19 protein-coding genes are annotated in these 20,560 nt (G+C 64.0%); 11 read left to right on the top strand and 8 right to left on the bottom strand.

The features are described 5' to 3' along the window. Positions 1-139: 139 nt before the first annotated feature. Both tkt and N5A93_RS00815 read left to right on the top strand, forming a co-directional pair. Positions 140-2,155 carry a transketolase gene (gene tkt / locus N5A93_RS00820; protein WP_268953161.1) on the top strand — a complete coding sequence of 672 codons (2,016 nt, stop codon included), beginning with the start codon at positions 140-142 and terminating at the stop codon, positions 2,153-2,155. A 91-nt stretch (positions 2,156-2,246) separates the two neighbouring features. Further along, positions 2,247-2,732 (top strand): flavodoxin family protein, encoded by a 486-nt coding sequence (locus tag N5A93_RS00815; RefSeq protein ID WP_268953160.1) that lies wholly within the window; start codon positions 2,247-2,249, stop codon positions 2,730-2,732. 1 nt (position 2,733) lies between these two features. Here N5A93_RS00815 and N5A93_RS00810 read toward each other — a convergent pair whose 3' ends face one another. Both N5A93_RS00810 and N5A93_RS00805 read right to left on the bottom strand, forming a co-directional pair. Continuing rightward, positions 2,734-3,666 carry a carbon-nitrogen hydrolase family protein gene (locus N5A93_RS00810; RefSeq protein ID WP_268953159.1) on the bottom strand — a complete coding sequence of 311 codons (933 nt, stop codon included), beginning with the start codon at positions 3,664-3,666 and terminating at the stop codon, positions 2,734-2,736. 96 nt (positions 3,667-3,762) lie between these two features. Continuing rightward, complete coding sequence (locus N5A93_RS00805) at positions 3,763-4,722, bottom strand: DUF808 domain-containing protein (protein WP_268953158.1); 960 nt, start codon at positions 4,720-4,722, stop codon at positions 3,763-3,765. A 208-nt stretch (positions 4,723-4,930) separates the two neighbouring features. Here N5A93_RS00805 and gap point away from each other — a divergent pair, with 208 nt between their 5' ends. Then, positions 4,931-5,932: a type I glyceraldehyde-3-phosphate dehydrogenase gene (gap, locus tag N5A93_RS00800; protein WP_268953157.1), complete on the top strand. Its 1,002-nt coding sequence runs from the start codon at positions 4,931-4,933 to the stop codon at positions 5,930-5,932. 119 nt (positions 5,933-6,051) lie between these two features. Further along, positions 6,052-6,195 carry a hypothetical protein gene (locus tag N5A93_RS00795; RefSeq protein ID WP_268953156.1) on the top strand — a complete coding sequence of 48 codons (144 nt, stop codon included), beginning with the start codon at positions 6,052-6,054 and terminating at the stop codon, positions 6,193-6,195. Positions 6,196-6,207: 12 nt separating this feature from the next. Here the strand turns inward: N5A93_RS00795 and coaD are convergent, their stop codons facing one another. The 3 genes from coaD to N5A93_RS00780 form a co-directional block, all read right to left on the bottom strand. Next, positions 6,208-6,699: a pantetheine-phosphate adenylyltransferase gene (gene coaD / locus N5A93_RS00790; RefSeq protein ID WP_268953155.1), complete on the bottom strand. Its 492-nt coding sequence runs from the start codon at positions 6,697-6,699 to the stop codon at positions 6,208-6,210. Positions 6,700-6,859: 160 nt separating this feature from the next. After that, entirely contained in the window at positions 6,860-7,294 is a 435-nt protein-coding gene (locus tag N5A93_RS00785; RefSeq protein ID WP_268953154.1) for a CBS domain-containing protein, read from the bottom strand. 58 nt (positions 7,295-7,352) lie between these two features. Then, on the bottom strand, positions 7,353-8,249 hold the full coding sequence (locus tag N5A93_RS00780; protein ID WP_268953153.1) for a LysR family transcriptional regulator: 897 nt from the start codon (positions 8,247-8,249) through the stop codon (positions 7,353-7,355). A gap of 107 nt (positions 8,250-8,356) precedes the next feature. Here N5A93_RS00780 and N5A93_RS00775 point away from each other — a divergent pair, with 107 nt between their 5' ends. Then, positions 8,357-9,856, top strand: coding sequence for a CoA-acylating methylmalonate-semialdehyde dehydrogenase (locus N5A93_RS00775; RefSeq protein WP_268953152.1), 1,500 nt, complete (start codon positions 8,357-8,359; stop codon positions 9,854-9,856). 71 nt (positions 9,857-9,927) lie between these two features. Here the strand turns inward: N5A93_RS00775 and N5A93_RS00770 are convergent, their stop codons facing one another. Beyond that, on the bottom strand, positions 9,928-10,551 hold the full coding sequence (locus N5A93_RS00770) for a VPLPA-CTERM sorting domain-containing protein (RefSeq protein WP_268953151.1): 624 nt from the start codon (positions 10,549-10,551) through the stop codon (positions 9,928-9,930). A 724-nt stretch (positions 10,552-11,275) separates the two neighbouring features. On the opposite strand from N5A93_RS00770, the gene N5A93_RS00765 reads away from it, so the two are divergent. The 6 genes from N5A93_RS00765 to N5A93_RS00740 all read left to right on the top strand — a co-directional run bounded on the left by N5A93_RS00765 (position 11,276) and on the right by N5A93_RS00740 (position 16,866). After that, complete coding sequence (locus N5A93_RS00765) at positions 11,276-12,001, top strand: choice-of-anchor K domain-containing protein (protein ID WP_268953150.1); 726 nt, start codon at positions 11,276-11,278, stop codon at positions 11,999-12,001. Between the two features lie 142 nt (positions 12,002-12,143). Beyond that, complete coding sequence (locus N5A93_RS00760; protein ID WP_268953149.1) at positions 12,144-13,277, top strand: carboxylate-amine ligase; 1,134 nt, start codon at positions 12,144-12,146, stop codon at positions 13,275-13,277. Positions 13,278-13,482: 205 nt separating this feature from the next. Continuing rightward, complete coding sequence (locus N5A93_RS00755; protein WP_268953148.1) at positions 13,483-14,625, top strand: acyl-CoA dehydrogenase family protein; 1,143 nt, start codon at positions 13,483-13,485, stop codon at positions 14,623-14,625. Next, entirely contained in the window at positions 14,622-15,671 is a 1,050-nt protein-coding gene (locus tag N5A93_RS00750; protein ID WP_268953147.1) for an enoyl-CoA hydratase/isomerase family protein, read from the top strand. The genes N5A93_RS00755 and N5A93_RS00750 overlap by 4 nt, the downstream gene beginning before the upstream one ends. A 3-nt stretch (positions 15,672-15,674) precedes the next feature. Then, on the top strand, positions 15,675-16,547 hold the full coding sequence (gene mmsB, locus N5A93_RS00745; protein WP_268953146.1) for a 3-hydroxyisobutyrate dehydrogenase: 873 nt from the start codon (positions 15,675-15,677) through the stop codon (positions 16,545-16,547). 118 nt (positions 16,548-16,665) lie between these two features. After that, on the top strand, positions 16,666-16,866 hold the full coding sequence (locus N5A93_RS00740; RefSeq protein WP_268953145.1) for a YgaP family membrane protein: 201 nt from the start codon (positions 16,666-16,668) through the stop codon (positions 16,864-16,866). A 46-nt stretch (positions 16,867-16,912) separates the two neighbouring features. Here the strand turns inward: N5A93_RS00740 and uvrA are convergent, their stop codons facing one another. Both uvrA and N5A93_RS00730 read right to left on the bottom strand, forming a co-directional pair. After that, positions 16,913-19,777, bottom strand: coding sequence for an excinuclease ABC subunit UvrA (uvrA, locus tag N5A93_RS00735; protein WP_268953144.1), 2,865 nt, complete (start codon positions 19,775-19,777; stop codon positions 16,913-16,915). A 98-nt stretch (positions 19,778-19,875) separates the two neighbouring features. Next, entirely contained in the window at positions 19,876-20,436 is a 561-nt protein-coding gene (locus N5A93_RS00730) for a methyltransferase domain-containing protein (protein WP_268953143.1), read from the bottom strand. Positions 20,437-20,560 lie beyond the last annotated feature (124 nt).

Here is a 20,560-nt window from a genome sequence, read left to right as displayed (position 1 = left end):
CTTGCCGGATTGGACCGGAGTTTAGCGAAACCCTCGAGGAATTGCGCCCCCTTAGCGCAGATCGGACGGGGCGCGCTTGATCTTTGACCCCGGCCTGATATTGAGCGCCCAGAGATAGCCAATTCAAAGGAAGATCCCCGTGGATATCGCTGCCCTGCGCTCTGCCAATCCCGATCACTGGACCAAGGCCGCCGCCATCCGCGCATTGACGCTGGATGCGGTCCATGCCGCCAATTCCGGCCATTCCGGCATGCCGATGGGCATGGCCGACGTGGCCACGGTGCTGTTCGAAAAACATCTCAAGTTCGACGCCGCCGCCCCCGAATGGCCCGACCGCGACAGGTTCATCCTGTCGGCGGGGCATGGCTCGATGCTGCTATATTCGCTGCTCTACCTGACCGGCAACCGCGACATCACGCTCGACGAGATCCGCAATTTCCGCCAATGGGGCGCCAAGACCGCCGGGCATCCGGAAAACTTCCTCGCCTCCGGAATCGAGACCACCACCGGCCCGCTCGGCCAGGGGATCTCGAACGCCGTCGGCTTCGCCATGGCCGAAGAAATGCTGCGCGCACGCTTCGGGCGCAAGCTGGTGGATCACTACACCTATGTCATCGCCGGTGACGGCTGCCTGATGGAAGGCGTCAGCCACGAGGCGATCGGCATCGCCGGACGTCAGGCGCTGAGCAAGCTGATCGTGTTCTGGGACAACAACAGCATCACCATCGACGGCAAGGTCGATCTTTCCGACCGCACCGATCAGGTGAAACGTTTCCGCGCATCCGGCTGGCAGGTGCTGGAAATCGACGGGCACGACCCGGCGGCCATCGACGCCGCGATCACCACCGCGCGCAAGTCGCGCAAGCCCAGCATGATCGCCTGCAAGACCCATATCGCGCTTGGCCATGCCGCGCAGGACACCTCCAAGGGTCACGGCGCGCTGACCGACCCCGATCAGCTGGCCGCCGCAAAACAGGCCTATGGCTGGCCCTATGGTCCCTTCGAAGTGCCCGCCGAGGTCAAATCGGCCTGGGAAACCATCGGCGCGCGCGGCGCTGCCGAGCGCGAGGCCTGGACGGTCCGCCTTGGCGAAGCCTCCGGGCGCCGCCAGAAGGAATTCGCCCGTATCTTCGCGGGCGAGGCACCGAACGCCCTTTCGGCCCGCATCAAGGCGCTGAAAAAGCAGGTTTCCGAGGAAAAGCCCAAGGTGGCCACCCGCAAATCCTCGGAAATGGTGCTCGAAGTGGTCAACCCGATCATGCCCGAAACCGTGGGCGGTTCGGCTGATTTGTCGGGGTCGAACAACACCCGCTCGGGCGACATGAGCGTCTTCGACGTGGATAACCGCAAGGGGCGTTACATCCATTGGGGCATCCGCGAACACGGCATGGCGGCGGCGATGAACGGCATGGCGCTGCATGGCGGCATCCGCCCCTATGGCGGGACATTCATGTGCTTCACCGATTACGCCCGCCCGGCCATGCGCCTCGCGGCGCTGATGAAGGTGCCATCGGTTTTCGTGATGACCCATGACAGCATCGGCCTTGGCGAAGACGGCCCCACCCACCAGCCGGTCGAACATCTGGCGATCAGCCGCGCGACCCCCAACACCTGGGTGTTCCGTCCCTGCGACACGGTGGAAACCGCCGAGGCCTGGGAAATCGCGCTGCGCTCCACGGATACGCCTTCGGTGCTGTCGCTGACGCGCCAGGGTGTGCCGACGCTGCGCCATGAGCACAAGAACAAGAACCTCACCGAACAGGGCGGCTATGTGCTGGCCGATGCCAGAAACAAGCGTCAGGCGATCCTGATCGCCACCGGCTCGGAAGTGTCCGTCGCGATGGCCGCCCGCGACATGCTCGAGGCCGAAGGCATCGGCACCCGTGTGGTTTCGATGCCCTGCATGGAGCTTTTCGCAGCGCAGGACGACGCCTATCGCAAGCGCGTGCTGCCCGGCGGCGCGGTGCGCGTCGGCGTCGAAGCGGCGATGCGGCAGGGCTGGGACCGCTGGCTTCTGGGCCAGGGCGGGCGCGAGCAGAAGGCCGGTTTCGTCGGCATGGACAGCTTTGGCGCCTCTGCCCCGGCCGAGACCCTGTTCGAGAAATTCGGCATCACCGCCGAAGCCGTCGCCGACAAGGTGAAATCGCTGCTCTGAAAATGACGCTGCGTGAGGCGCCGCTCACACGCGCCTCCCGCCTGCCCCGCGCCTCTTTCCTTGTGCGCGCCCCGGCGCTACCGTCTTGCGCATGGCACAGCTTCTGATCGTCTATCATTCGCGCACCGGCGGCAGCCGCCAGATGGCAGAGGCGGCGCATGACGCCGCGCGAGCCGAGGCCGACAGCCGCCTTCTGAGCGCTGACGAGGCCGGGCCGGATGACCTGCTGGGGGCCGATGGCTATCTCTTCTGCGCGCCCGAAAACCTTGCCGCCATCTCCGGCGTGATGAAGGATTTCTTCGATCGCTGCTATTACCCCGTGTTGGGCCTGATCGAGGGGCGCGCCTATGCCCAGATGGTCTGCGCCGGGTCCGATGGCGCGAACGCCGCCCGCCAGATCGCCCGCATCGCGCAGGGTTGGCGGCTCAAACCCGTGCAGGAGCCGCTGATCGTCTGCACCCATGCGCAGACCCCCGAGGCGATCCTCGCTCCCAAGACGATCCCGCAACAGGACCTGACCACCTGTCGCGAGATCGGCCAGGCCCTCGCGGCGGGCCTCGCCATGGGTGCGTTCTGATCTAGCCGAAGGTCACTGGCCGCTGCACCGCACGGTTCACTGACAATGAAAACACATCCGGGCGCGCATAATGCCCGCTCGCATCGAATTTGCGCCGCGACGCGCGCGCGGCCGCAACATCGATATCGGCGATCAGCAGGCCCTTTTCCTTGTGCATCGGCCCCGCCAGCGCCCCGCCAAACGGCTGGTAGATCACCGCGTCGCCCGGATTGACCCACTCGTCCTTGTTGGGAAACAGCTCGTCGCGATAGGGGATACCGGGGGGAATATCCCCGGCCTCCAGCGCCGTCGCGCAGCCCACGACCCAGCAACCGCCCTCGCGCGCGATATGCTGCATCGTCGCCAGCCAGGTCGCGCCGCTATCCCATGTCGGGGCCACGTAGATGTCGATATTCTGCGCATAAAGCGCATAGCGCGCCAGCGGCATGTAGTTTTCCCAGCAGATCAGCGCACCGACCCGCCCGACCGCCGTGTCGACCACGTTGAGCCCGGAACCGTCGCCAAACCCCCAGACCATCCGCTCGGGGTTGGTGGGCATCAGCTTGCGGTGATTATTGGCCAGACTGCCATCCGCGTCGATGATCGCGCAACTGTTGAACAGCGTGCTGCCGCTGACGCCGGAGTCGATCTCCTGATAGCCGATCACCACGACCACGCCATTGTCGCGCGCCGCCTCTTGCAAGGGCGCAAGCCCGCCCTTTCCCAGATCGACCGAATTGGCCTGCGACAGGGCGTATAGCTCATGCGTCTTGCCCATCCCCGCCCCCGGCGGCAAACGCCACACGAAGGTCGGGTAACCCGGCAACCATGTTTCAGGGAAAACCACCATACCACAGCCCTGCCCTGCGGATTCCGCGACGATCTCGACCGCCCTGAGCATGGATTTTTCGAGATCGAGATAAACCGGCGCATATTGAACGACCGAGATTTTCATGAAACGTCCTCCAACCCCTGAAATTGGGGCAGACGCATCCTAGCACGGAATGACATGGTCCTGCGCTCAATCCTCCAATAGGCGCGCAGCCCCCGCTCAGGTCGGCATCACCCGCAGCCAGAGCGGCTTGACCAACTTCACGCCGATCGGGATCAGCAGCATGCCGAGCGCAAGCCCCAGCAGCCCGTCGATCCCGGCGGTCACGCCCCATTCGACCAAGCCCTGCCATTCATTCATGCCCTCCGCGGCCCCGGCCGCGACATGGTGAATCCAGTCATAGGGCGCCGCGTAACCCATTTCCGCCAGCGCGTGCAGGATGATCGAGCCCCCCACCCACAGCATCGCCGCCGTGCCGACGATCATCAGCAGCTTGAGGAATCCCGGCATCGCGTGAACAATCCCGCGCCCCACCGCGCGGGTCGCGCCGAACCGCCCCCGCTCGGCCATGAACATCCCCACATCATCCGCCTTCACGATCAGCGCCACCGAGCCATAGACCAGCACCGTGATCCCCACCGCCACCACTGCCAGCGTCGCCGCCTCCATCCAGATGTTGCTTTCAGGGATCGCCGCCAGCGCGATGGTCATGATTTCGGCAGACAGGATGAAATCCGTCTTGATCGCCCCCGCCACCTTGGCTTCCTCCAGATGAGCGACATCACCCTCGGCATGGCTGCCATCCGGGCCGCCATGGTGCTTGCCCGCGCCAAGCGCATGGGCGATCTTCTCGGCGCCTTCAAAACACAGATAGGCCCCGCCCAGGATCAACAGCGGCGGGATCAGCCAGGGTGCGAAGGACGACAACAGCAGCCCTGCGGGCAACAGGAAAACCAGCTTGTTGAAGATCGAGGCCCGCGCGATCTTCATGACCATGGGCAATTCGCGGGCCGGGGCGAAGCCCTGCATGTATTTCGGCGTCACCGCCGCGTCGTCGATCATCGCGCCCGCGGCCTTGCTGCCCGCCTTCGCCGCCTGCCCGGCAACGTCATCGACCGAAGCCGCCGCCAGCTTGGCGATCCCCGCCACATCGTCCAGCAATGCCATCAACCCGCTCATACCCGTCCCTCCGATCAACCTCTCGCCAGTGGTGCGACGTTAGCGCCATCACGTCAAGCGCGGTCTGGTTTGCGATAACAGTTATCGCTAACATCTTGAATTTCCCGCGCATTCCGGGGGTGAATCCGCGCGCGCCCTCGATTTTGACCTTTCAGGCGCGCGCTGCGCCGTCTATATCGCGCTCAATCATATTCACAGGAGCATTGCCATGACCATCACCGTCGGCATCAACGGTTTCGGCCGCATCGGCCGCTGCACCCTGGCCCATATCGCGGCCAGCGGGCGCGACGACATCAAGGTCGTCAAGGTGAACGCAACCGGCCCGCTCGAGACCGCCGCCCACCTGATCAAATATGACAGCGTGCATGGCCGCTTCCCCAACGAGATCACCCTGGGCGACGGCACCATGGATCTGGGGCGCGGGCCGATGCAGATGTTCTCGACCTACGACATGGGCGAACTCGACTGGTCGGGCGTCGATGTGGTGCTGGAATGCACCGGCCAGTTCAATGACGGCGACAAGGCCAAGGCGCATCTGGAGCGCGGCGGCGGCAAGGTGCTGCTCTCGGCGCCGGGCAAGAACGTGGACCGCACCGTGGTCTATGGCGTCAATGACGGCGATCTTCAGCCCGGCGAGCGGATGATCTCGAACGGCTCCTGCACCACCAACTGCCTGGCCCCGCTGGCCAAGGTGCTGCATGAATCGATCGGCATCGACTCGGGAATCATGACCACGATCCACGCCTATACCGGCGATCAGCCGACGCTCGACCGCCGCCACAAGGATCTATACCGCGCCCGCGCCGCCGCAATGTCGATGATCCCCACCTCCACCGGCGCCGCCAAGGCCCTGGGCGAGGTGCTGCCCGATCTCAAGGGCAGGCTCGACGGCTCGGCGATCCGCGTGCCCACGCCGAATGTCTCGGCGGTGGACCTGACCTTCGTGGCAAAAAGGGACGTCACCGCCCAGGATGTTAACGCCATCGTCGCCGAAGCCGCCGCCGGGCCGATGAAAGGCGTTCTGGGCTATGATCCCGAACCCAAGGTCAGCATCGACTTCAACCATACCGAGGAAAGCTCGATCTTCGCGCCCGACCAGACACGGGTCACAGGCGGGCGGCTGGTGCGGGTGCTGGCATGGTATGACAATGAATGGGGCTTTTCGTGCCGCATGGCTGATGTGGCCGTGGCGATGGCCCGGCTCGGGTGATCGCATCGCTGCGCGGGATGGGCCGCAGCCGGCAAGGGCTGCGCGCATATCCCGCGTGACAGCCCCCCCGCCTTCTGGCATCTATGATGCGCATCGCTGAGCGGACAAGGCCCCGGATCATGACCAACCCCATCGCAATCGCCCTTGGCGCCCTGATCCTTGCGGGGCTGGCGGTGGATTTCTGGGCCTATGACTGGTCGGCGACGATCTTTCTGGCGCGCAAACTGTCCGATCTCATCGAATGGCTGGCCTTCTGGCGCTGAGCGCGTCAGGCATCACTTGAATTTGGCCAGCAGCTTGTCGCGTACCGGGGGTGTCACGAACTTGCTGACATCCCCGTCGAGACGCGCGATTTCCTTGACCAGCTTGCTGGCGATCGCCTGGTGGCTGGCATCCGCCATCAGGAAGACCGTCTCGACGGTATTGTCGAGCGCGCGGTTCATGCCCACCATCTGGAACTCGTACTCGAAATCCGCCACCGCGCGCAGCCCGCGCACGATCAGCTGCGCCCCCACGTCATGGGCGCAATCAATGAGCAGGTTCTCGAAGGGATGCGCGACGATCTCGGTCCCGGTCTGATCGGTCAGCTCGGCGCATTCCGCCTCGATCATCGCGACCCGCTCCTCGAGCGTGAAAAGCGGGCTCTTGTCCCGGTTGATCGCGACCCCGATCACCAGCCGGTCCACCAGCATGGAGGCGCGGCGGATGATGTCGAGATGTCCAAGGGTGATCGGATCGAACGTGCCTGGGTAAAGGGCGATGCGCATGGGGCGGCTCCGTATTGTGCTTGCGCGTCACGCAACAATATTGCACCGCGGAATGCAAGCCGAAGACGCTTGGGTATGATGTCGCCCAATGGGGGCGCTGCCCCCGTCGCCGCAAGCGGCGACTCCCCCGAGGTATTTTTGGCCAGATGAAGGCGCGGGCCTAGTAGCCCATGATCATGCCTTCCAGCGCGTCCTTTTCCATCGACAGCTCCTGCAGGCGGGCCTTGACCACGTCGCCGATTGTGACGATGCCGACAAGCTTGCCCTCCTCGACCACGGGCATGTGACGGAAACGCCCGTCGGTCATCCGCGACAGGACCGCATCGGAACTGTCATGACGTGAGCAGCAGACCGGGTTGCGGGTCATCATCCCGTCGACCTTCTCGGTCAGGCAGACCGCGCCGCGCACCGCCAGCGCACGCACGATGTCGCGTTCCGACAGGATCCCTTCGGCATGTTCACCATCGCGCGACACGACAAGGCCGCCGATCCGGCGCTCCGCAAGGATCTGCGCCGCTTCGGAGACCAGTGTCCCCGGTTTGATCGTCAATACGCCGTCATCGCCCTTTGACTTGAGGATTTGCTGAACGAGCATGGCCGGTCCTCCGCATGATACGCCCTTGCGATCAGCGTTGACGATAACCCCCGCCCTGTCAAGTCAGCGCCTCGAGCCGCGCCACCTCGCTGCGCACACCATCGGCCAGCGCAGCGGCGAAACGGTTGAGCCGCTCAAGGCGCCGGTCATCGGCATGGCGCACAAGGTAGAAACTGCGCGTCAGGCTGAAGGCCTCGGGCAACAGTTTCACGACCCCGCGCACGAAAGGCAGCGAGAAATCATGCAGCACCCCGATCCCGCCGCCCTGACGCACCCAGTTGACCTGCACCGAGACCGAATTCGAGGCCAGCGACACCCGCGCGACCCCGGCCTCGCGCATGTAATCGAGCTCCTTGTCGAAAATCATGTCCTGAATGTAGCCCACCATCCGGTGCCCCTTGAAATCGTCAAGCGAGGTGATCGGGGGATGGGCGCGCAGGTAGCGCCGCGACGCCGCCAGGTGCAGGCGGTAATCGGTGATGCGTTGCACGCTCAGCCGCCCGGCGGTGGGCGGGCTCACCGCGACCACCATGTCGGCCTCGCGCCGGGTCAGATTGAAGACCCGCGGCAGCGCCACGATCTGCACCTCGAGATCGGGATTGGCCTCGCCGATGCGCGCGCAGACCTGTGGCAGCACGAAATTCGCCGCGCCGTCGGGCGCGCCGATGCGGATTTGCCCGGTCATGCCGCCCGCGCGTCCGGCCATTTCCTCGGCCACGCCCTCGATCGCCTGTTCGACCCGCACCGCATGGCCCATCAGGCGCTGCCCGGCATCGCTCAGCGCATAGCCGGTGGGGGATTTCGCGAAAAGCGGCGCGCCGAGATCGGTTTCCAGCCGGGCAATGCGCCGCCCCACCGTGGCCGGGTCGATCCTGAGCACCCGACCCGCGCCGGAGAGGCTTTCGGCGCGCGCCACGGCGAGAAATATCCGCAGATCGTCCCATTGAGCATCCATCGCGGCCAGCCTTTGCGTTTTTGCATGACGTTTTTGGAATATTGCCCCTTTTACAAGGATATTTGCAAGGCTACCCTGTCCGCGAAACGTAAAAGGGAGGATTCTCCATGAAAGACCTGACGCATTATATCGGCGGCGCCCATCAAAAGGGCACGTCCGGGCGCACATCCGACGTGTTCAACCCCGCCACCGGCGAAGTGCAGGCGCAATGCCCGCTCGCATCCGCCGAGGAGCTGAACCGCGCGGTCGAGATCGCCGCCGAGGCGCAGCCCGCATGGGCCGCCACCAACCCGCAGCGCCGCGCCCGCGTGATGATGGAGTTCGTGCGCCTGCTCAACCGCGACATGGACAAGCTGGCCGAGGCCCTGTCCGCCGAGCACGGCAAGACCTTCCCCGACGCCAAGGGCGACGTTCAGCGCGGCCTCGAGGTGGTGGAATACTGCATCGGCGCACCGCAATTGCTGAAGGGTGAGTTCACCGACGGCGCCGGCCCCGGCATCGACATGTATTCGATGAAACAGGCGCTTGGCGTCTGCGCCGGCATCACGCCGTTCAACTTCCCGGCGATGATCCCGATGTGGATGTTCGCACCCGCCCTCGCCTGCGGCAACGCCTTCATCCTCAAGCCCAGCGAACGCGACCCCTCGGTGCCCCTTATGCTGGCCGAACTGATGGAAGAGGCCGGGCTGCCCAAGGGCCTGCTGCAGGTCGTCAATGGCGACAAGGAAGCGGTGGACGCGATCCTCGATCATCCGGTGATCCAGTCGGTCGGCTTTGTCGGCTCGACCCCGATCGCCGAATATATCTATGGGCGCGGCTGTGCCAACGGCAAGCGCGTGCAATGTTTCGGCGGTGCGAAGAACCACATGATCATCATGCCCGACGCCGACCTCGATCAGGCCGCCGACGCGCTGATCGGCGCCGGTTACGGCGCGGCGGGCGAACGCTGCATGGCGATCTCGGTCGCGGTGCCGGTGGGCGACGAAACCGCCGACCGCTTGATCGAAAAGCTGGTGCCGCGCATCGAGAAGCTCAAGGTCGGCCCCTACACGGCCGGCGATGACGTGGATTACGGCCCCGTCGTGACCGCCGCCGCCAAGGAAAAGATCCTCGGCCTTGTGCAGTCGGGTGTCGATCAGGGCGCCGAACTGGTGGTCGACGGGCGCGATTTCTCGCTCCAGGGCTATGAGGACGGCTTCTTTGTCGGCCCGCACCTCTTCGACAAGGTGACGCCCGACATGGACATCTACACGCAGGAAATCTTCGGCCCGGTGCTGACCACAGTGCGCGCGGCGTCCTACGAAGAGGCGATCACGCTGGCGATGGATCATGAATACGGCAACGGCACGGCGATCTATACCCGCGATGGCGACGCCGCGCGCGATTTCGCCAACCGGATCAATATCGGCATGGTGGGCATCAACGTGCCGATCCCGGTGCCGCTGGCCTATCACACCTTCGGCGGCTGGAAGAAATCCATGTTCGGAGACCTCAACCAGCACGGCCCCGACGCCTTCAAGTTCTACACCCGCACCAAGACGGTCACATCGCGCTGGCCCAGCGGGATCAAGGAAGGCGGCGAGTTCAACTTCAAGGCCATGGACTGATCCACGCCCCTTGCAGACACCAAAAAAGGCGCCGGAAACGGCGCCTTTTTCCTTGTTCCGGCCGGTTCGGCTCAGGCTTTCCTGCGACGCCGCAGCAAGGCCAGCGCAGCCAGACCGCCAATCAGAAGAGGGCCACCCGCAGGCAGCGGGACCACGCCCGGCTGGTAATTGTCGCCCGTGTCATCCCTGACGATGACCGGCTCCTCCTTGGTGGGTTCCTCGAAAAACCTGCTCCTCTTGCAATCGGACAGGCAGAACTCCCCAAGCTTCGGCTTGGTCTCGGGCTTGGTCTCGGGCTTGCTCGTGACCTTGTTCTTGTTGCGGTTCTTGTTCTTCTTCTTTTTGTTCTTGTTCTTCTTCTTCGCCTTCTGCACCGACTGTGTGTTCATCCCGAAGACGGTGTTCGTTCCAAACTGATTGAAGGCGCCGAAACCGCCCATGCCGCCGAACATGCCCGCACCCGAGAAATAGCTGCTGGTCGCGCCGCCCGGGAAGAAACCGAACCCTGCGAACGCGCCCCCCAAACCGGGGAACTGGGTCGGTGCGAAAAACTGCGACATTGGGCTGTTGCCGCCAATGGTCGGATTGCCGAAATTGAAAGACTGGGTCGCCGCCGGCGCCATGGCGCCCGACACGATCAGGACCGCTGCGCCGATCGTTGCGCGGACAGCAGTGTTTTTTGGCCTGTGCTTCATAACACCGTTCCTTGAAATTAATGCGTCAAAACATGTTCGGGCGCGGCAGAATCGCCAAACCCTTTTACCAATCACTATGCCTCTGACACTATCGCAATGCGGCAGGTCTGCCAATGTTCTGCCATGTAAATGCCCTGATTTATACCTGCATTATCAAATGTTTTGCCAGCAATACCGCAGGTTCAAGTTGATTGTTGGACAGCCGGAAACAAACCGCCGCATCGCTGCACGCTTGCCCGCACCGCCCGCCACACCGGATTCGTCGCAAAGGCGGCGTACCTCAGGGCGCTGACTACCCGCGCAGGCACATGAGTCCCCCGTCTTCGCGCGGCCTTTCAATTCCTGAAGCTTGGCCAATTCTGCCCGCTAACAGGTGATTGTCTCCGCTTGAGGAACAAAACCTGTGCTGATCCCATCCCGAAATCCCGTTTTTTCATCGATCTCTTTGCAGGCGCAGCATCGGCCTTTGCCACTTGCGCTGCGTTAAGCTTCCTCAACGACAGGATAAAAAAGCGATAGGCAAAGTCCGCGCGCGACACGCCCCCGAGCGGCGCAATTCACCGCGGCCGACATGGAAAATTGTGATGAAAACCGGGCGCGATTGTGGCACGAACACCATATTGTGAGTGCGCCGGGGTTGCTGGGAGGGCTTTGTTTGACCACCACCACCCCCAAACTTTGATGAGTGATTTTTTCATGTTCATAGCGAATGGAGCATTTTAGAATGATCAAAACAATTACAGCGGCCCTTCTGTCAGTAGGCTTGGCGACGGGTGCGCATGCCGCGACCGTGGCAGGTTCTTCGTCGGGGGTTTTCACTTCCGAGACCGGCGGAAGCACGGGACTTATTGGCGCCACCGACGGCGCTGCCATCAGCGCCGATGGCAAGACCCTGACATGGCCGGGCGAAACCTGTGGTATTCTAGGTTGCACAACCTTAACAGACCAAAGCACGCTGACCATCAATGATGTTGCATTCTCGAAGTCGACCTCCGTGGGCAACAATGAGGTGACGGTCGGCAGCCTGACTTGGTATAATGCCAGTTCAAGCAGCCTTCTCACGCCTGATCTGTTCACGGCCGTGGCCAATATCGGCCTGAACTTCACCAGCCCGACGGGCCAGGTCGGTTCCGAGACCCTGACCTTCAATATCAACAACACGACCAACCCGACGGGCGACCTCATCATGGCCAGCCCGACCGGCGCTCTTGATTTCGGTCTCGCCGTTCCGCTGAACCTTGGTTCAGGCCTGACGCTGACCTCTTTCTTTGCGGAAGAAGTCGGCCCCGGCTCGCTGAGCGGTGGCACGTGGTCGCTGGGTGAGGGTCTTACATCGACCGTCATGATCAAAGCGAATATCGCAGCGATCCCGCTGCCCGCAGGCGGGCTTCTCCTGCTGACGGGTCTGGGTGGCCTCGCCGCGCTGCGTCGCCGCAAGCAAGCGGCCTGAGCCTTTACGCTCACGCAGCATGACACGGTCTGAAACGGCCCCTCCGGGGGCCGTTTCCTGTTTCGGGGGATGACAAACGCTTGCCACAAGCGACGCACTCGTGCTGTGATCGAGGTCTGGAAAAACCTTTGCGGCAGGTATCATGGCCCTCATCCACCCCGAATTCACCATCGGCATCGAGGAAGAATACCTGCTCGTCGACCGTGACAGCCTCGCACTGGCGGATGCGCCCGAGGCGCTGATGCAGGATTGCAAATCCGAGCTTGAGGATCAGGTCAGCCCCGAATTCCTCAATTGCCAGATCGAGATCGGCACCCGTGTCTGCCGCAACGTGGCCGAGGCGCGTGACGACCTCAAACGCCTGCGCGCCACCGTGTCGGCCTGTGCTGCGCGCCATAACCTCGTGCCGATCGCCGCCTCCTGTCACCCTTTCGCCGACTGGCGCAACCAGACCCACACCGACCGCGAGCGCTACAACATGCTGGCGGGCGATCTGGCCGGGGTGGTGCGGCGGATGCTTATCTGCGGGATGCATGTGCATGTGGGCATCGACCCGCCCGACCGGCGCGTCGACCTGATGAACCAGCTCAGCTATTTCCTGCCGCATCTGCTGGCGCTCTCCTGTTCCTCGCCCTTCTGGCAGGGGCAGGATACCGGGCTCGATTCCTACCGCCTGACCGTGTTCGACAACCTGCCCCGCACCGGCCTGCCGCCGCGCATGGAAAGCTACGGGGAATTCCGGCGCTCTGTGGCCGCATTGGTGGACCTCGGCGTGATCGAGGACAGCTCCAAGATATGGTGGGATCTGCGCCCTTCGCACCAGTTCCCCACCCTTGAATCGCGCATCTGCGATGTGCAGCCCCGGCTGGAACACGCGCTGACGCTGGCGGCGATCACCCAGGCGCTGACCCGGATGCTCTGGCGCCTGGCGGTGCGCAATCAGCGCTGGCGCATCTATGATCACTTCCTTCTTGGCGAAAACCGCTGGCGCGCACAGCGCTACGGGCTGCGCGAGGGCCTCATAGATTTCGGCCTCGGTGAAATCGTGCCGATGGGGGATCTGATCGAGGAACTGATCGAACTTCTCCTGGAAGACGCCCGTTTCCTCGAATCCAGCGCCGAAATCGAAAACGCCCGCGACATCCTGCGCAGCGGCGGCTCCGCCGGGCGCCAGCGCCAGGTCTATCATGATGCCATTCAGGCCGAGGACGATCACGAACACGCCCTGCGCGCCGTCGTGCGCCACCTGATCGATGAATACCACGCCGATCTCTGACGCGCCCGCCCGCGCGCCCTGTTAACCTGGCCGCGCGCGGTGCATGATGCCGACGCGATACCGATGTGACGCCGCCCCGATGCCGAAGCACATTTTCCCTGTTAACAAAGGCCAATCACCCGATTCTCTCGCGTCCTTGCAAAACTGCTGCAAGAATTGGTAATTAAACACACGTTCAATTCACTCAGGGAGGAGGAGGCCCGGCATGGATTTCGCGTTGAACGAGGAACAGACCGCCATTTTCGACATGGCCCATGCCTTCGGGCAGGACAATATCGCACCCCACGCCCGCGACTGGGAACGCGACGGCACCATCCCCAAACAGCTCTGGCCGCAGATCGCCGAACTGGGCTTCGGCGGGCTCTATGTCTCCGAAGAGGGCGGCGGCTCGGGCCTTTCCCGCCTTGATGCGACGCTGGTTTTTGAATCCCTGTCAATGGCTTGCCCTTCGGTCGCGGCATTCCTGTCGATCCACAACATGTGCGCCAAGATGATCGACACCTTCGCCAGCGACGAGATGAAAACCCGCGTCATGCCCGGTGTCCTGTCGATGGATACGGTGCTTTCCTACTGCCTCACCGAACCCGGCTCGGGCTCGGACGCCGCCGCCCTCAAGACCCGCGCCACCCGCTCCAACGAGGGCTACAGCTTGAATGGCACCAAGGCGTTCATCTCGGGCGGCGGATATTCCGATGCCTATGTGGTCATGGTGCGCACCGGCGAGGACGGCCCGCGCGGCATCTCCACCGTCTATGTCGAAGACGGCACCCCCGGCCTCAGCTTCGGCGGACTCGAGGATAAAATGGGCTGGCGCAGCCAACCCACCGCCCAGGTGCAGTTTGACAATTGCAACATTCCCGCCGCCAATCTGGTCGGCGAAGAGGGTAAAGGTTTCACTTATGCGATGGCCGGGCTTGATGGCGGACGGCTCAACATTTCCGCCTGTTCGCTGGGCGCCGCCCAGCAGGCGCTGACCATGACGCTGCAATACATGTCCGAGCGCAAGGCTTTCGGACGCCCGATCAGCGACTTCCAGGCGCTCCAGTTCCGCCTTGCCGATCTCGAGATCGAACTCCAGGCCGCCCGCACCTTCCTGCGCCAGGCCGCCTGGAAGCTCGACACCGGCGCGCCCGACGCCACCAAGTTCTGCGCGATGGCCAAGAAATTCGTGACCGAAACCGGCAGCCATGTGGTCAATCAATGCTTGCAACTGCATGGCGGCTACGGCTACCTCGCCGATTATGGAATCGAGAAACTGGTGCGCGACCTGCGCGTGCATGAAATCCTCGAAGGCACGAACGAGATCATGCGCCTGATCGTGGCCCGTCAACTGCTGGCCGAGCAATGAGCGACGACATCCATATCCGCATCGAGGGCCGCGCGGGACGGATCACCCTGACCCGCCCCAAGGCGCTCAACGCGCTTGGCCACGACATGTGCCTCGCCGTCGAGAACGCGCTCGACGCCTGGGCCGATGACGATGCGGTGGCGCTGGTGATCATCGGCGGCGCCGGCGACAAGGCGTTCTGCGCGGGCGGCGACATTCAGAAACTCTATGATACCGGCCGCGCCGGAGATTTCGAATATGGCCGCCGCTTCTGGCGCGACGAATATCGCCTGAACGCCAAAATTGTCGAGTATCCAAAGCCTTACATCTCGTTCTTGCATGGGTTCACGATGGGCGGCGGGGTCGGGATCGGCTGTCATGGCAGCCACCGCATCATCTGCGAGAGCAGCCAGATCGCCATGCCCGAATGTTCCATCGGCCTGGTGCCCGATGTCGGCGGCTCGCTCCTGCTTGCCCGTGCGCCGGGGCATCTGGGCGAATATCTCGGCCTGACCGGTGCGCGCATGGAACCGGGTGACGCGATCCATGCCGGTTTCGCCGACCACTATATCCCCGCCGCCCATTGGCCCGGCCTCGTCGAGGCGCTCTGCACCACTGGCGATGTCGAAGCGGCGCTGACGCCGATGGGCGAAACACCCCCGCAAGGGCCGCTGCGCGCCGCGCAGGCGGATATCGACATGCTCTTCGGCGCAGGCACCCTGCCCGGCATTCTCGATGCGCTGCGCAGCCAGTCGGGCGAACTGGCGCAACAGGCACTTGAAAAGATCGCCCGCAATGCGCCCCTTTCCATGGCCTGCACCGTTGAAATGCTGCGACGCCTGCGCGCCGAAAGCGCCGGGATACGCGCGGCCCTCGCCCAGGAATACCGCTTCACCGCGCGCGCCATGGAATCGGGCGATTTCCTCGAAGGCATCCGCGCCCAGATCATCGACCGCGACCGCCAGCCACGCTGGCGCCACACCCTCGACACGCTTCCCGCAGACGCCGCAGACACCATGCTCGCGCCGCTCGGGGAACACGAGCTGACATTCGCAACCGGAGGATAAGCCATGAAGATAGGATTCATCGGACTGGGCAATATGGGCGGGCCGATGGCGGCCAACCTGGCCAAGGCGGGGCACGAGGTGACGGGCTTCGATACGGCTGGCGTCACCATCGACGGCGTCGCCAGCGCCGACAGCGCCAAGGCGGCCGCAAGCGGCGCCGAGGTGGTCATCACCATGCTGCCCAACGGCCAGATCCTGCGCACCGTCGCCTCCGAGGTGATCCCGGCGATGGACAAGGGCGCGGTGCTGCTCGATTGCTCAACCGTGGATGTCGACAGCGCCCGCGCGGTCGCTCAGCAGGCCAACGATGCCGGGCTTTCGGCGCTTGACGCGCCCGTTTCGGGCGGCGTCGGCGGGGCCGAGGGGGGCACGCTCACTTTCATGGTGGGCGGCGATCAGGCGGGGTTCGACACAGCCCGCCCGCTCTTTGACATCATGGGCCAGAAGGCCGTGCATTGCGGCCCCTCGGGCAATGGGCAGGCCGCCAAGATCTGCAACAACATGATTCTCGGCGCCACCATGATCGTCACCTGCGAGGCCTTCGCCCTTGCCGACAAGCTGGGCCTCGACCGCCAGGCCATGTATGACGTGGTCTCCACCTCTTCGGGGCAGTCATGGTCGATGACCACCTATTGCCCCGCCCCCGGTGTCGGCCCCCAATCTCCCGCCGACAACGGCTACAAGCCTGGCTTTGCCGCCGATCTCATGCTCAAGGATTTGCGCCTTGCGCAAGAGGCCGCCGCCTCCGCCGATGCCGACACCCCGCTCGGCGAAGCGGCGATGAAGCTCTATGCGAAATTCGTCGAGGAGGAAGACGGCCAGGGGCGCGATTTCTCGGCCATGCTGCCGCGCTTCGAGAAACGCGGCTACAGCTGACATCGCGGCGCGCTGACAGGCGCTGCCGCGCCGCATCCACGACGTTTTGATCCATGTCATATTCATATTTTCGAACGTATGTGATATGTCGCTACGATCTCATGTGAAAGAGGACACCATGTTCAAGAAAAACGTCGGCGGCATCGACCGCACCCTGCGCATCCTTGTGGGTATCGCCCTGCTGGTCGCCTTCGGCCTCAATCCGTCGGGCCAATTCAGCTGGCTCTACCTGATCGGCATCGTGCCGCTGGCCACCGGCCTGCTCAGCACCTGCCCGCTCTATTCGATCCTCGGGATCAGGACCTGCCCGCGCGACTGACCGGGCCATCGGGGGGCGGGGCAAGCCCCCGCCCCCCGCGTCTCATCTATTCCGCCGCCACCCTGCGCGCCGCCAGCATCTCCTTGAGGTAGCGCCCGGTATGGCTGCGCTCGACCTCGGCCACCTCTTCGGGCGTGCCCACGGCCACGATCTCGCCGCCGCCATCGCCCCCTTCGGGGCCGATATCCACCAGATGATCGGCGGTCTTGATCACATCCAGGTTATGTTCGATCACCACCACCGTATTGCCGCTCTCGACCAGCTCGTGCAGCACCTCCAGCAGCTTCTTCACATCCTCGAAATGCAGCCCCGTCGTCGGCTCGTCCAGTATGTAAAGCGTGCGCCCGGTCGACCGCTTGGCCAGTTCCTTTGACAGCTTCACCCGCTGCGCCTCGCCCCCCGAAAGGGTCGTGGCCTGCTGGCCCACCTTGATATAACCAAGCCCGACACGCGCCAGCGCATCCATCTTCTCGCGGATACTGGGCACCGCCTTGAAGAACTCCTGCGCGTCCTCCACCGTCATGTCGAGCACATCGGCGATGGATTTACCCTTCCACTGAATCTCCAGCGTCTCGCGGTTATAGCGCGCGCCGTTGCAGGTCTCGCAGGTGACATAGACATCGGGCAGGAAATGCATCTCGATCTTGATCAGCCCGTCGCCCTGACACGCCTCGCAGCGCCCGCCCTTCACGTTGAAGCTGAACCGCCCCGGCTTGTAGCCCCGCGCCTTGGCCTCGGGCAGCCCGGCGAACCAGTCGCGGATCGGGGTGAAGGCGCCGGTATATGTGGCGGGGTTCGAACGCGGCGTGCGCCCGATCGGGCGCTGGTCGATATCGATCACCTTGTCCAGATGCTCAAGCCCCCGGATCGTCTCGCAGGGCGCAGGCGTCTGACGCGCCCCGTTGAGGCGCATGCTCGCGGTCTTGAACAGCGTCTCGATGGTCAGCGTGGACTTGCCCCCGCCCGACACGCCGGTCACGCAGACGAACTGCCCAAGCGGGAACTCCGCCGTCACATCCTTGAGGTTGTTGCCGCTCGCCTTGACCACGCTCACGGATTTGCCATTGCCCTTGCGCCGCTCGGCCGGAATGGCGATCTCGCGCTGGCCCGACAGGTATTGCCCCGTGACCGAGGCCGGGTCCCCCGCGATATGCTCGGGCGTGCCATGGCTCACAACCTGCCCGCCATGCACGCCTGCGCCGGGGCCGATATCATAGACGTAATCGGCGGTGCGGATCGCCTCCTCGTCATGCTCGACCACGATCACCGTATTGCCCTGATCGCGCAGGTTGCGCAGCGTCTGCAACAGCCGCCCGTTATCGCGCTGATGCAGGCCGATGCTCGGCTCATCCAGCACGTAAAGCACCCCGGTCAACCCGCTGCCGATCTGGCTCGCCAGCCGGATTCGCTGGCTCTCGCCCCCCGACAGGGTGCCGGCATTGCGGCTCAGCGTCAGGTAATCCAGACCCACATTATTCAGAAAACCCAGACGCTCGCGGATCTCCTTGAGGATCGCGCGCGCGATCTCGTTCTTCTGCGCGCTCAGGCTTTCGGGCACTTCGGCGCACCATTGATGCGCCTCGCGGATCGACATCTGCACCACCTGCCCGATATGCAGCCCCGCGATCTTCACCGCCAGCGCCTCCGCGCGCAGCCGGTAGCCATCACAGGTGCCACAGGCCCGGTTGTTCTGATAGCGCTCGAATTCCTCGCGCACCCAGTTGCTGTCGGTCTCGCGATAACGCCGCTCCATGTTGGGGATCACCCCCTCGAAACTGCGCGTCACCTGATAGACCCGTCCGCCCTCGTCATAGCGGAACGGGATCTCGTCCTCGCCCGACCCATAAAGAAAGACCTGCTGCACATGCGCCGGCAGGTCCTTCCAGCGGGCATTCATGTCGAATTCGTAATGCTTGGCGATGGCCTCTATGGTCTGCACGAAATAAGGGCTCTTGCCCTTGCGCCAGGGCGCGATCGCCCCGTCGCCCACCTTCAGCGTCGCATCCGGTACCACCAGCCGCTCGTCGAAATAAAGCTCGGCGCCGAGGCCCCCGCAATCGGGGCAGGCCCCGAAGGGCGCGTTGAAGGAAAACAGCCGCGGCTCGATCTCGGGAATGGTGAAGCCACTGACCGGACAGGCGAAATTCTCGCTGAACACCTGCCGCTCCGGCTCACCCTCGCCCTCGCGCGGCGCGGTCTCCAGCACGGCGATCCCGTCGGCCAGGTCCAGCGAGGTGCGCAGACTGTCCGCCAGCCGCGTCTGCAACCCCTCGCGCACCACGATCCGGTCCACCACCACGTCGATATCGTGGCGGAACTTCTTGTCCAGAACGGGCGGCTCGTCGAGGTCATGAAACGTCCCGTCCACCTTGACGCGCTGAAACCCCTGCTTGCGCAGCTCCAGCATCTCCTTGCGGTATTCGCCCTTGCGGTCGCGCACGATGGGCGCCAGCAGATAGGCGCGGCTGCCCTCTTCCATGGTCATGATCCGGTCGACCATGTCCTGCACCTGCTGGGCCTCGATCGGCTGGCCGGTGGCGGGGCTGTAGGGCGTGCCGACGCGGGCGAACAAGAGCCGCAGGTAGTCATAGATCTCGGTGACCGTGCCGACCGTCGAACGCGGGTTCTTGCTGGTGGTCTTCTGCTCGATGGAAATCGCCGGGCTCAGCCCGCTGATATGATCCACATCGGGCTTTTCCATCATGTCGAGGAACTGGCGCGCATAGGCGCTCAGGCTCTCGACATAGCGCCGCTGCCCCTCTGCATAGATCGTGTCGAACGCCAGGCTCGACTTGCCCGACCCGCTCAGCCCGGTGATCACCACCAGCTTATTGCGCGGAATATCGACATCTATGGATTTGAGGTTGTGCTCGCGCGCGCCACGCACCTCGATATGCTTCAGCTCGGCCATCGGCGTCCCCCGGTCAACGGTGGTTAACAGATAGAGGAGCACGCGCCGGGTTCCAAGGGTAATTTGCGAACATTACGTGAACGCGCGACACGCCGCCCCTATTTCTTCTGCGCCAGCGCCCAGGAACAGATCGGAAAGTCGGGCTCGTTGGTCAGCACGTCGCGCCCGCGCTCATAGGGCGGCGGCCAGGGGGTCTCGAAATTGCGCATGGCCGCGCTGCGATTGCCCCATTGCTGCGCGCGGATCGCGTCTTCCTCGAACCCCGCCTCGATCAGCAGGTTCTTGAGACCCCGCGCGCTCCAGCGCGAACAATCGACCGGATCGCCGTGATAAGGGATGTAGAACGGCACCGCGACCCAGAAATACCCCCCCGGCCGCAGCATCTCCAATACGTTGCGCGTTGCCGCATAGGGGCGGTCCAGATGCTCCCAGACCTGGTTGGCCAGCACCAGATCGAACCGCGCCACCTCGCCATCCTTGCCCCGGTAAGGCCCCTCGCAGATATCGTATTTCGGAAACCGGAAGCGATTGTAGCTGCGGAACGTGAATCGCATCCCGAACTTGCCCGAGACCTCCGCCGCGTCCATTTCGGCCAGCGGCAACGCCTCCAGCCACTGGCGCGAGCTGCGCTGCATCACCACCCTGTTCACACTCGGCACCGGCTCTCACCCCTCACATTCGGATAGCGGCCATTCTGCATGCGCCGTGCCGCGCGGCAAGCCCTGCCCGGCTTCATCTGGCCGAAAATACCTCGGGGGAGTCGCCGCTCGCGGCGACGGGGGC

The sequence above is a fragment of the Roseovarius salincola genome (genome assembly GCF_026891095.1).
GTDB classification, from domain to species: domain Bacteria; phylum Pseudomonadota; class Alphaproteobacteria; order Rhodobacterales; family Rhodobacteraceae; genus Roseovarius; species Roseovarius salincola.
Note: the sequence above shows the minus strand (reverse complement) of the source record. Positions and strands in the feature narration are given on the sequence as shown.